Annotated in this window: 12 protein-coding genes; 8 read left to right on the plus strand and 4 right to left on the minus strand. The window is 71.2% G+C overall.

All coding sequences use genetic code 11. From position 1 onward, the window contains the following. Window positions 1-4: 4 nt before the first annotated feature. Window positions 5-1,078 (minus strand): hypothetical protein, encoded by a 1,074-nt coding sequence (locus FLW16_RS40705; RefSeq protein WP_142566332.1) that lies wholly within the window; start codon window positions 1,076-1,078, stop codon window positions 5-7. A gap of 226 nt (window positions 1,079-1,304) precedes the next feature. On the opposite strand from FLW16_RS40705, the gene FLW16_RS40710 reads away from it, so the two are divergent. From FLW16_RS40710 to FLW16_RS40745, 8 genes are all read left to right on the plus strand, one after another. Next, a complete protein-coding gene (locus tag FLW16_RS40710; protein WP_185949818.1) occupies window positions 1,305-2,336 on the plus strand; it encodes a sulfate ABC transporter substrate-binding protein in 1,032 nt (343 codons plus the stop codon). Continuing rightward, the gene (gene cysT, locus FLW16_RS40715) at window positions 2,333-3,157 is read left to right on the plus strand and encodes a sulfate ABC transporter permease subunit CysT (RefSeq protein WP_142566333.1); all 825 of its coding nucleotides are present in this window, start codon (window positions 2,333-2,335) and stop codon (window positions 3,155-3,157) included. The genes FLW16_RS40710 and cysT overlap by 4 nt, the downstream gene beginning before the upstream one ends. Continuing rightward, the gene (locus FLW16_RS40720; protein ID WP_142566334.1) at window positions 3,150-3,947 is read left to right on the plus strand and encodes a sulfate ABC transporter permease; all 798 of its coding nucleotides are present in this window, start codon (window positions 3,150-3,152) and stop codon (window positions 3,945-3,947) included. Before cysT ends, FLW16_RS40720 begins: the two co-directional genes overlap by 8 nt. Next, window positions 3,937-4,899: a sulfate/molybdate ABC transporter ATP-binding protein gene (locus FLW16_RS40725; protein WP_142566335.1), complete on the plus strand. Its 963-nt coding sequence runs from the start codon at window positions 3,937-3,939 to the stop codon at window positions 4,897-4,899. The genes FLW16_RS40720 and FLW16_RS40725 overlap by 11 nt, the downstream gene beginning before the upstream one ends. A gap of 18 nt (window positions 4,900-4,917) precedes the next feature. Continuing rightward, the gene (locus tag FLW16_RS40730) at window positions 4,918-5,310 is read left to right on the plus strand and encodes an Rrf2 family transcriptional regulator (RefSeq protein ID WP_139575537.1); all 393 of its coding nucleotides are present in this window, start codon (window positions 4,918-4,920) and stop codon (window positions 5,308-5,310) included. A gap of 63 nt (window positions 5,311-5,373) precedes the next feature. Further along, complete coding sequence (locus tag FLW16_RS40735; protein WP_142566336.1) at window positions 5,374-6,879, plus strand: serine/threonine-protein kinase; 1,506 nt, start codon at window positions 5,374-5,376, stop codon at window positions 6,877-6,879. 97 nt (window positions 6,880-6,976) lie between these two features. Continuing rightward, window positions 6,977-7,921, plus strand: coding sequence for an ATP-binding protein (locus FLW16_RS40740; RefSeq protein ID WP_142566337.1), 945 nt, complete (start codon window positions 6,977-6,979; stop codon window positions 7,919-7,921). Window positions 7,922-8,017: 96 nt separating this feature from the next. Beyond that, entirely contained in the window at window positions 8,018-8,404 is a 387-nt protein-coding gene (locus FLW16_RS40745) for an SCO5389 family protein (RefSeq protein ID WP_142566338.1), read from the plus strand. 48 nt (window positions 8,405-8,452) lie between these two features. Here the strand turns inward: FLW16_RS40745 and FLW16_RS40750 are convergent, their stop codons facing one another. The 3 genes from FLW16_RS40750 to FLW16_RS40760 form a co-directional block, all read right to left on the minus strand. Next, complete coding sequence (locus FLW16_RS40750) at window positions 8,453-9,451, minus strand: LLM class flavin-dependent oxidoreductase (protein ID WP_142566339.1); 999 nt, start codon at window positions 9,449-9,451, stop codon at window positions 8,453-8,455. A 16-nt stretch (window positions 9,452-9,467) separates the two neighbouring features. Beyond that, on the minus strand, window positions 9,468-10,226 hold the full coding sequence (locus FLW16_RS40755) for a glucose 1-dehydrogenase (protein ID WP_142566340.1): 759 nt from the start codon (window positions 10,224-10,226) through the stop codon (window positions 9,468-9,470). Between the two features lie 174 nt (window positions 10,227-10,400). Then, on the minus strand, window positions 10,401-11,712 hold a 1,312-nt coding region (locus tag FLW16_RS40760), incomplete at its 5' end, for an HNH endonuclease signature motif containing protein (RefSeq protein WP_142566341.1).

Consider the following 11,712-nt stretch of genomic DNA (forward strand, 5'->3'; position numbering starts at 1 on the left):
AGTTCTAGCCGAAGAGCCAGCCGAACAGGCCGCCACCGCGGTGCGACGAGTCCTGGGCGGGGGCCGGCGCGCTGGTCGGCTGCGCGGTGGCCGGATCGGAGGTGGGGGCCGTGGCCGCCTGCTCCTCGGACCTCGCGTTGTCCGTCCCCGAGGTCTGCCCGTCCGACCGCTCGTCGGCGGACGACCGCTGCTGGTTGTCGACCGACACGCGGGACCGTGCCGGGCGCGGGGTGTCGCCGGCCCGGGAGTCGGGGTCCTGCGCGCGGGACCGGGACGCGTGCGTGGGCGCGGACGACGCCGCGGGCGCCGAGGTCCCGGACGTGCCGGGCCGCGTCTGTGTGGGTTCGGCCGTGGGGGCGTCGGTGGGAGCGTCACTCGGCACGGCGTCGTCGGGAGCGTCCGTGGGCGCGTCGGTGGACTCCCCCGCCGTGGCGTCGCCGTCGGGAGCCGGCGAGACCGGCGCCGTCGCGGCGGTCCCCGCCTGGGCGGCGCAGCCCGCCCCGTCGCACTCCGCTCCGGAGGGCTGCCCGACCCACAGCGCCAGCGCCCAGATCGCGCCCAGGACGCCGACGGCGATCAGACCGGTCCGCAGCAGCATCCCGCCGCGCCCCGAACGCTCCTCGTCGTCCTCGTCGGAGTCGGGGGCGTTGCGCCAGCCCGAGCCGAGGAAGCCGCGCGGATCGGTGTCGCCGTCGCTCACCCGTTCCTCGTCGCCTCCCAGGTACCCGTCGTTCATCAGATGCTCGTCGTTCATCAGATGCTCGTCGTTCACCAGATGCTCGTCGTTCATCAGATGCTCGTCGTTCACCAGATGCTGGGAGCGGAGCCGAGCGGTGCGTCCGGCGGCGTAGTCATCCTGGTCGGCGTGGTCGGCGGGGGTCTGCGCGGGCTGGTCCGGCCGCCAGTCCTCCGACAACACGTCGCCCTGGTCGCCCGGCCTGCCGCCGAGAGCGTGTTCGTCCTGCTCCTCAGACCAGAACCGGTCCCCCTCCCCGCCATGCTGGCCTTCGCCCGTAATGTACGGCCGGATGAACGAGCCGTCCTGCTCGTAGGCGTCCTCGGTGGCCGGGTCGCGCATGAAGGTCCTTCCTCAGAGAGCTTTTGGGTCGTGTCCCAATAGCGAACGTTCCTAGCACTTGTCGACACGTCCTGTCTGGAAATTTCACAACAATCACTCGAAGCAGGTTTGTCACCGCCGTAACAAACCCTGCAAACCCATCGGGCTTGACGGGATTCCTGGAACGGTCTTTAATATCGACTAAACCGACTGACTTGGTAGGAATCGCTCGGAATAGAGGACAGGCATGACAGTACGCAGGCTCGGGGCCATCGCAGCCGCCGTCATGGCGACGACCACCCTGGTCACCGCCTGCGGGGGAGACGACAACGCCGGCGGGGGCAACGGCGGCGGCGGCAAGGTCCAGTTGGCGCTGGTCGCCTACTCCACCCCCCAGGCGGCGTTCGAGGACATCATCAAGGCGTTCCAGAAGACGCCCGAGGGCAAGAACATCACCTTCACCCAGTCGTTCGGCGCGTCGGGCGACCAGAGCCGCGCCGTGGCGAACGGGCTCAAGGCGGACATCGTCGAGTTCTCCCTGGAGACCGACATCACCCGGCTCGTGAAGGCCGGCATCGTCGCTCCGGACTGGAACTCCGGTCCCACCGCAGGGCCAGACAAGGGGATCCTCACCAAGTCCGTCGTCGTCATCGGCACCCGCAAGGGCAACCCGAAGGGCATCAAGACCTGGGACGACCTCGTCAAGCCCGGCGTCGAGGTCATCACGCCGAACCCCTTCACCTCCGGCGGCGCCCGCTGGAACCTGCTCGCGGGCTACGGCGCCAAGTCGAACAAGGGCGCCGACCAGACCGCCGGGCTCGCCTACCTGGACGCGCTGCTCAAGAACGTGCCGGTCCAGGACGACAGCGGCCGCAAGTCGCTGCAGACCTTCACCGGCGGCAAGGGCGACGCGATCCTCACGTACGAGAACGAGGCGATCTTCGCTCAGCAGAACAACCAGGAGATCGACTACACGGTCCCGGACTCGACGCTCCTCATCGAGAACCCGGTGGCCGTGACGAAGAACAGCGCCCACCCCAAGGAGGCCGCGGCCTTCCTCAAGTACCTCTACTCGGTCGAGGCCCAGACGATCTTCGCCAAGAACGGCTACCGCCCGGTCGTCGACGGCGTGACCGGCTTCAACTGGCCCACCCCGCCGCAGCTGTTCACGATCCGGGACCTCGGCGGCTGGGACAAGATCACGGCTGACTTCTTCGACTCGAAGACCGGCAAGGTCGCGGAGATCGAACGCAAGCTCGGCGTGGCGACGGAGAAATGACGCGTGAAGTGACCGCGATCACCGTACGCCCTGTCCGACGCCTGGCCGGCGGCACCGCCGCCGGCCTCGGCACCGCGGTGCTGTACCTGAGCCTGATCGTGCTGATCCCGCTGGCCGCCGTCGTCTGGCGCTCGGCGGACGAGGGGCCCGGGTATTTCTGGCGCTCGGTCACCACCCCCGACGCCTGGGCGGCGCTCACCCTGACCGTCGGCGCCTCGGTGCTCGTCGCCCTGGTCAACCTGGTCATGGGAACGGTCATCGCCTGGGTGCTGGTCCGCGACCGCTTCCCCGGCAGGGCCGTGCTCGACACGATCATCGATTTGCCGTTCGCGCTGCCGACCATCGTCGCCGGTCTCGTCCTGCTCGCGTTGTACGGCCCGCAGTCCCCGCTCGGGGTCAACCTGGCCTACAGCAGGGCCGGAGTCGTGCTGGCGCTGCTGTTCGTCACGCTGCCGTTCGTCGTCCGTACGGTGCAGCCGGTGCTGCTGGAGCTCGACACGGAGATGGAGCAGGCGGCGGCCTCCCTCGGCGCGAGCCCGTTCCAGACCTTCCGCCGGGTCATCCTGCCGAACCTGATTCCCGCGATGCTGTCCGGCACCGCCCTCGCCTTCACCCGGGCGATCGCCGAGTTCGGCTCGACCGTGCTCATCTCGGGCAACCTGCCGTTCAAGACGCAGGTCGCGGCGGTGAACATCTTCAGCCAGATCGAGGGCGACAACACCACCGGCGCGGCCGCGATCTCGACGGTCCTGCTCGTGGTGGCCCTGGTCGCGCTGATCACGCTCGACGTCCTGCAGCGCTGGGGGAGCCGCCGTGGCTAAGCACGTCCTGCGCGTGGTCGCCGTCGTCTACGTCCTGTTCCTGCTTGTGCTGCCCGTGGCGCTGATCATCTGGCGGACCTTCGGAGACGGGCTCGCTCCGTTCGCCGAGGCCCTGACCTCCCCGTCGGCCCTGCACGCCTTCACGGTCACGCTGACGGTCGCCGGCTGGGCGGTCCTGGCCAACACGGTCTTCGGGATCGGCGCCGCGCTCCTGCTCGTCCGGCACGAGTTTCCCGGCAAACGGCTGCTGGGGGCGTTCATCGACCTGCCGATGGCCGTCTCGCCGGTCGTCGTCGGGCTCGCGCTCATCCTCGTGTACGGCCGCTTCTCCCCCTTCGGCGGCCTGCTGGAGAGCTGGGGAATCCAGGTGATCTTCTCCACCCCCGGCATGGTGCTGGCCACGGTGTTCGTGTCGCTGCCGCTCGTCGTGCGGGCCGTCGTGCCGGTCCTGGAGGAGCTCGGCGACGAGCAGGAGCAGGCCGCGCACACGCTGGGCGCGAGCCGCCTCCAGTCGTTCGTCCGCATCACGCTCCCCGGCATCCGCTGGGCCCTCGGCTACGGCGTCGTGCTCTGCCTGGCCCGTTCGCTCGGCGAGTACGGCGCGGTCGCGGTGGTCTCGGGCCGCCTCGTGGACCAGACCCAGACGCTGACGCTGTTCGTGGAGGAGCGGTTCCAGAACTTCGACCAGCCGGCCGCGTTCGCCGCCGCCACGGCCCTCGCCCTGATCGCCGTGGTCACCCTGCTGCTCACCAAGCTCCTGCGCCCGAAGGATCGGTCTGATGGCAATTGAGGTACGCGACGTGAACAAGTCGTTCGGGACGACCCCCGTCCTGCACGACGTGTCGCTGGACGTCGCCGCGGGGTCGCTCACCGCCCTGCTCGGCCCGAGCGGCGGGGGGAAGTCGACGCTGCTGCGGGTGATCGCCGGACTTGAGCGGCCCGACACCGGCACGGTACGGATCTCCGGCGTCGACGCCACCCGGCTGTCCCCGCAACGGCGCAACGTCGGCTTCGTGTTCCAGCACTACGCCGCCTTCAAGCACCTCACGGTCTTCCGCAACGTGGCCTTCGGGTTGGAGATCCGCAAGCGGCCCAAGGACGAGATCCGCAAACGCGTCATGGAACTGCTCGAACTGGTCCACCTGGAGAAACTGGCCGACCGCTACCCGTCCCAGCTGTCGGGCGGCCAGCGCCAGCGCATGGCCCTGGCCCGGGCCCTCGCGGTGGAGCCCCAGGTGCTGCTGCTGGACGAACCGTTCGGCGCCCTCGACGCGCAGGTGCGCAAGGAGCTGCGGACGTGGCTGCGCCGGCTGCACGACGAGGTCCACGTCACCACCGTGTTCGTCACCCACGACCAGGAGGAGGCCATCGAGGTCGCCGACACGATCGTGGTGCTGGCCGGGGGCGAGGTCGTGCAGGCCGGCAGCCCCGGCGAGGTGTACGACAACCCGGCCAACCCGTTCGTGATGCGCTTCCTGGGCCCGGTCACCGAGATCGGCGGCAGCCTGGTCCGCCCGCACGACATCGAGATCAGCCAGGACCCCGTCGAGGGCGGCTCGCCCGCCGTGGTCTCCCGCGTCGTACGGCTCGGCTTCGAGGTGCGCGTGGAGGTGGAGATCGGCGGGCACGAGGCGTGGGTCCAGGTGACGCGGGAGCAGGCCGAGCGGCTCGGCCTCGAACCGGGCGACACCGTGCACGTCAGGCCCGCACCGGGCGCCCGCTCCCTGGCCCTCGCGCTGTGACGGACGCAGTGTAAGAAGATGCGGCTTTCCGTACGGACCCAGTACGCCCTGCGCGCCGCCGCCGAACTGGCCGCGGCCGCGCCGGGGCCGGTCCCGGCCGAGCGGATCGCGGCCGCCCAGCGCATCCCCCGGCGGTTCCTCGACAACATCCTGCTGCAGATGCGGCGGGCCGGCCTCATCCACAGCCAACGCGGGCCTGACGGCGGATACTGGCTCGCGCGGCCCGCCGAGCAGATCACGCTCGCCGACGTCGTCCTCATCATGGAGGGGGCGCCGCAGGACAGCGAGGGATTCCACGGGGTCGCGGAGCCCCTCGGCGACGTCTGGACGGCGCTGCGCGACCACGAGCAGGCGACGCTCACCGAGGTCACGCTCGCCCACATCGCGACCGGCTCCCTTCCGCCCCTCTGATCCCGGTAGTTGTGCAAGACTCCACATTCAGGTGGAACGTGCCGTGGCGTAGAGGCAGGCGGGATGGGTACTGCTGGGCAGCTCATCGTCAGGCGATACCGGCTGGTCCGCGCCCTCGGCCAGGGCCGCACCGGGCTGGTGTGGGAGGGCCGCGACACGCTGCTCGACCGGCCCGTCGCGATCCGCGAGGTCCTGCTGCCCCCGCACCTGAGCGAGACCGCACGGCTGCGGCTCGTCCAGCGGATCTCCCGCGAGGCCCGCCAGGCCGAGCGGCTGCGCCACCCCCACATCGCCGCCGTCTACGACGTCGCCGAGGAGGGCGACACCCCGTTCGTCGTGACGGAGCTGGTCCCCTCGCGCTCGCTCGACGGGGTGGTCTCCGGCGACGGGCCGCTGCCCCCGGCCGAGGCCGCGCGGATCGCCCGCACCGTGCTGTCCGCGCTCACGCACGCCCACGCCGCCGGCGTACGGCACGGCGACGTCCGGCCCGCCAACGTGCTCCTCGCGCACGACGGCCGGGTGCTGCTCGCCGACTTCGGCGTGACGGCGCCGGCCACCGATCCGGCGTTCGCCCGCGATCCTGTGCCAGGCAGCCCTCCCGTCGGCCGTGGCACCGAGACGTACCTCGCTCCCGAACGGGCCGCCGGCGGGCCGCGCACGGTCGCCGCCGACCTGTGGTCGCTGGGAGCCACCCTCCATCTGGCCGTCACCGGCAGCCCTCCCACGGGCCAGGAGCCGCTGGAAGATGTGCCCGGGGAACTGCGCGAAGTGCTCACCGGGCTGCTGGCCCGGGAGCCCAGGCGGCGGATCGACGCGGAGACCGCCGACCGTCTGCTCGCCGAGATCGAGCCGCCCGCCCCACCTCGGCCCGTACGCCGCGGCCCCGGCCGTGCTCGTCTTGTCACCGGGATCGCGGCGGCCGTGGTCGTCGCCTGTGTTGTGGGGGGCTGGGCTGTCGGAGGGTGGGCGGTGCTGCGGCCCGGCGGGGAGAACCGGGCCGGCGCCGGGGCGGTCACCTCTCCGGAGGTTTCGGCCCCGGTCTCCCCGTCGGCGTCGGCGTCGGCATCCGGGCAGCCCACGCGGCGGCTGAAGCTGAAGTGGCACACGTCCGGCGCCGGCTGGCGGGCCGGTGTGCCCCGCGGCTGGACCCGCGAGGACCGGCCGTACTCGACCACGTGGCGCTCGCGGGACGGCGAGGCGGCGTTCACGGTCGAGGTGACCGCGCAGCGCGGCACCGATCCCCTGGCGGCGCTCCGCGAGGCGGAGGAGATTCTCCGTCCGGACGCCAAGACCTACCGCAAACTGCGGCTCAGGGCCGTGACCGGTGAGCAGGGCGCTTCCGCCGACTGGGAGTTCACCTGGACCCCGCGCAAGGCGTCGGCGCGGGACCACCTGGCCAAGGGAGTGGAGTATCACCAGTACCGCCGGGTGATCTCCACGGGCACGACGACGAGCGTGCTCACCTGGACCACCCCCGCCGCCGGCTGGGACGCCCTGCGGCCCACGCTCGTCAGGGTGCTCTCGCTCTTCCAGCCGCCGCCGCTCGTTCCGACGCCCTCCGCGGCCTGAAATCCCCCCGCGCTCTCCTCGCGTGTGCCATGATGACGCACGAGTGAAAGTGACAACGGTTTTCATTTTTCCGTTTCGTTTTGGTTGGGGGGCCTTCATGCGCGTGGCGTTCGTCGGCAAGGGCGGAAGCGGCAAGACCACGCTGTCGTCGCTGTTCGCGAGGTACGCGACGAGGAGGGGGCCGGTCGTCGCCATCGACGCCGACATCAACCAGCACCTCGGTATAGCCCTGGGCCTGGCCGAGGACGCGGCCGAGCACCCTCCGCCGCTGGGCGGGATGCTGACCGAGATCAAGGACTACCTGCGGGGCGACAATCCGCTGATCCGCGACGCGGCGTCCATGGTGAAGACGACCCCGCCCGGGCGCGGCTCGCGACTGGTCCGGCTGGACGACCCGTTCTTCCCGTCGTGCTCCGTCGAGGGCGTCTCGCTCATGGTCACCGGTCCGTTCGAGGAGGACGACCTCGGCGTCGCCTGTTACCACTCCAAGCTGGGCGCGGTGGAGCTCTATCTCAACCACCTGGTCGACGGCCCCGGCGAGTACGTCGTGGTGGACATGACGGCGGGGGCGGACTCCTTCGCCTCCGGGCTGTTCACCCGCTTCGACCTCACCTTCCTGGTCGCCGAGCCGACCCGTCAGGGCGTGAGCGTCTACCGGCAGTACCGCGACCACGCCGCCGGGTTCGACGTCGAGATCGCCGTCGTGGGCAACAAGGTCCACGCGCCGGAGGACGTCGACTTCCTCCGCGAGCACGTCGGCGACGACCTGCTGACCTGGTTCGGCCACTCCTCCGCCATCCGCGGGATGGAGCAGGGCCGGCCGTTCACGCTCGACGATCTGGAACCCGCCGGCCACCTGGCCCTCGCCACCATGCTCGACCGGCTCGACGCGCAGCCCAAGGACTGGCCGAAGTTCGGCAGGCAGGCGGCCGAGTTCCACGTCAGAAACGCGCATGCGTGGGCCAACCGGGCGACGGGAGAGGACCTGGTCGCGCAGATCGACCCCGGCTTCGTGTACGGCCCCGCCGTCGCCGCCTCATGAACGTGTCGCCTCCGCGCCAGATGGAGGCTCACGGCGTTCGATCTACCGTCAACTGCGTCCCCGCTCTGTGAGCAGACGCCGAGAGGAGAACAGCTCATGTCGCTGTCCGTGTCCAACGACCTGCTCGACCAGGCCCGCGCCGGTGAGGTGGACGACGCGGCCTTCGTCGCCTGCGTCCGCGACTCGCTGCCGTACGCCTGGGCGACGATCACCGCGCTGGTCGAGCGGCGGGACCTGTCCGGCGCCGACTTCGCCGACAACCAGGTGCCGCCGCCCGACGAGACCGCTCGCGGTCAGTTGCTGCGCTGCCTGGCCAGCGACGCGATGCGCGGCGCCCTCGAAAGGCACTTCGGCGTACGGCTGGCCTTCCAGAACTGCCACCGCGTCGCGGTGTTCCGCCCGGAGGCCACCGAGGCCTACCGGGAGTTCGTCACGCCCCGGGCGCAGATCCTGAACCAGAGCCCCGAACTGGTCGACTGCTGACCATGCCGGCTTGATCGGCCCGGCTTCGGCTGGGGGCGGCGCTCCGGTTCACGCCGCCCCCGGCCCTCGCCGTCTCACGGCCGGAAGCACCTCCGCGCCGAGGCGTGCGATGTTCTCCAGCGTCCGCGCGCGGTCTCCGGCGCCCTCGACCATCAGGATGAGGTGCCGCAGCCCGGTTCGCGCCGCCGTGGTAATGATCTTCTCCACGCAGTGCTCCGCCGAGCCCACCGGATGGATCCGGCACAGCAGGTCCACGTACTCCGCAATGTTCCGGCGCGGCGGCGGCCGCCCGTCCACGGGGACATACCCGGCCAGTCCCGGCCCGAGCCAGCGCGGCAGCGACTCCCGCATCTCCCGTACCGCCTGCTCGGTGGTGTCCGCCACATAACCCAGCGCGGCGCCGATGTGCGGCGCCGGGCCTGTCGCGTACCCCTCGTACGCGGCGATCATCTCCGCCTTCTCCTCGTCGCCGATGTGCATGCCGACAAGCATGGGCAGTCCCCGTTCGGCGGCGAGCCGGACCGTGCCGTCCGACGTGCAGGCGACGACCGGCGACATCCGGGCCTGCGGGACCATCGTGACCTCCCGGAAGCGGAAGAACTCGCCGTCCCCCGCCACCGGACCACCGTTCAGCGCCGTGCACAGCAGGTCGAGCGATTCGGGGAAACCCCGCTCGAACCTCGCCGTTCCGGTGCCGAAGACCTCCAGTTCCAGCCACGGACCCCCACGCCCCACACCGAGCCGGAACCTGCCGTCCGACACGTGGTGGAGGATCGCCGCCTGCTCCGCCAACGCGACCGGATGCTGGGCGGACAGCACGCTGACCGCCGTTCCCACCGTGATCCGCGAGGTCCGGCCCAGCGCCACGGCCGCCAGTGTCACCGCCGACGGGCAGACGCCGTACGACATGAAGTGGTGCTCGGCGATCCAGGCGTCGTCGAACCCGGCCCGTTCGGCGGCCTCGATCGCCTCCATCGTGCCGCGCAGCACGTCCCCGGGTGCCATGCCCGGGAAGCCCGCCGCGACGAGGAAGACGCCGATCCTCATGCTCGCGGCCGCGCCCCTACCGAGGGCCGCCGTTGACGTAAAGCGTCTGGCCGGTGACATACGACGCGTCGTCGGAGGCGAAGAACGCCACCACTGACGCGACCTCGGTCGGCTGGCCGACCCGCCGCAACGGCACGGCCTGCGCCATGGTGGCCCGGTGCTCCTCCGGCGTCACCCCCAGTCGCACGGCCGTCGCCTCGGTCATCGGCGTCGCGATGTACCCCGGCGCGACCGCGTTCACCCGGACGCCGAACGGGCCCAGCTCGATCGCCATGGTCGCGGTGAGCCCCTGGATGCCCGCCTTGGCCGCCGCGTAGTTGGCCTGCCCCCGGTTTCCCAGCGCCGACCGGCTCGACAGGTTGACGATCGCTCCCGACCGCTGCTCCACCATGTGCTTGTGGACGGCCCGGCTCACGAGGAAGACGCTCTTGAGGTTCACATCGACGACCTTGTCCCAGTCTTCCTCCGACATACGGAACAGCAGGTTGTCGCGGGTCAGGCCGGCGTTGTTCACCAGCACGTCGATCCGCCCGAACTCGTCCATCACCCTCGGCACGAGCGCCTCGACCTGAGCGCTGTCGGAGACGTCACAGCCGAACGCGACCGCCCTGCCCCCGGTGACGGTGATCTCGTCCACGATCGAGGCGCACCGGTCCGCTGTGAGATCGACGCAGGCCACCGTCGCGCCCTCCGCAGCCAACCGGCGTGCGATCGCCGCACCGATCCCCCGCGCCGCACCGGTGACCACCGCGAACTTCCCGATGAACCGTGACATCGACAGCCTCCTCGCCTCCGATTCGATCACAGCAACTTACTCCGAGTCATCCTCCCGGCCGTGTCACAGAGCAGCTGCCACACAGCAGCCGGCCCACACGGCAGCCGGCCCACACGGCAGCCACGCCACAGACCGCCGCTACCCCGGTCGTGCGGCGCGTCGGCGCATGACCGCCTAGATCCGTAGTCGTGGGGCTCTCGCGGGGTTGTGGTAGGTGAAGGCCCAGCGGTCGGTGCCGGTCTTGCGGCGGGTGTAGCGGTCGGGGTGGCGGTAACGGTCGCGGTTGTGGAACTGGCAGGCGGGGCCGAGCAGTTTCAGGTTCGTGAGGCCGCCGATGCTCCAGTTGTCGGCGTGGTCGATCTGGCACATGGTTGCCGGGAGTGGGCAGCCGTCGATCCAGCAGGTGGCGTAGCGGGCGAAGATGGCCCTGCGTTGGGCGGGAGTGGCCAGGCGGACCTTGCGGCCCATGTCCAGCACCTGCCCCTCGGCGTCCATCACCAGCCGCACCAGACTGCTGGTGCGGGCAAGCCGATGCACGCTGGAAACCGGCAGCACCTGCCCGGTCGCCAGCAACAACCCCGGCACCGCCCCCGGCACCGCTCCTGGCAATGCTCCCGGTGACGCTTCCTGCGCCGTCCCGAGCGGCGTTCCCGGCGCTGTCCCCGCTGGCCTCCCCAGTTCCGGTTCCGCCGCGCCCGGCGCCGTTCCTGGCGTCCCGGGCGTCGCTGGCGTCCTCGTCGCACGCGAGCACCGCGTCTCGCCGCCGCACCCGCACACGCCCTGGCCATCCGCCGCGTCCTGCTGAGCCCGGCCCTGCTCATCGCTGCCTTGCTCGCCGCCGCCCGGCTGATGGCGGCACTGTCCACGGCGCACGTCGTTGTGGTCCTCAGGCGTGCCCTGCGCATGCCGGCAGTCCCCCGCAGGCCGATGCCCGGCGTGGGCGTGATGCGCATAGGCGTTCTCGGGCGGAGGATCCGGCCGCGCCGTCTGCGAAGGTGAACCGGCATCTGCCCCGGCGTCGCCGCAATCGGCGGGGTGGGCAGGACGGCCCAGGCACTCATCCTGGGCATGTGCGGTGTCGGTGCCGCCCCCGTTGCCGGGGTCGTCAGCGCTTCCGGTGTCGCCGGGGGCGCTGGTGTCCTCGCTGTCCTGGCCGTCCTGGCTGTCCTCCGCACCATCCGCGCCCTCGGCATTCCGGGCGTCTTCGACGTCGCCGGGGTCGTCGGCGCTTTCGGTGTCGCCGGGGGCGCTGCCGTCCTCGGCGCCCTCAGTGCCTTCGGCGTCCTCAATGCCCTCAGTGCCCTCGGCATCCTGAGGGTCCTCGGCGTCGGCGGAGTGGTCGGTGCCGGGGGCAGCGGGTTGAGGGTCAGTGGGGTCGGGATCGGTGGGGAGGGATTCGGCGTTGACCAGGACGAGGAGTTCGGTGGCGATCTTCTCCTCCAGCAGCGCGATGAACGCATCCGCGTTACGCACTCGCAGCGGCCGG

Origin of the sequence: Microbispora sp. KK1-11 (genome assembly GCF_006874435.1) — a bacterium.
GTDB classification, from domain to species: domain Bacteria; phylum Actinomycetota; class Actinomycetes; order Streptosporangiales; family Streptosporangiaceae; genus Microbispora; species Microbispora catharanthi.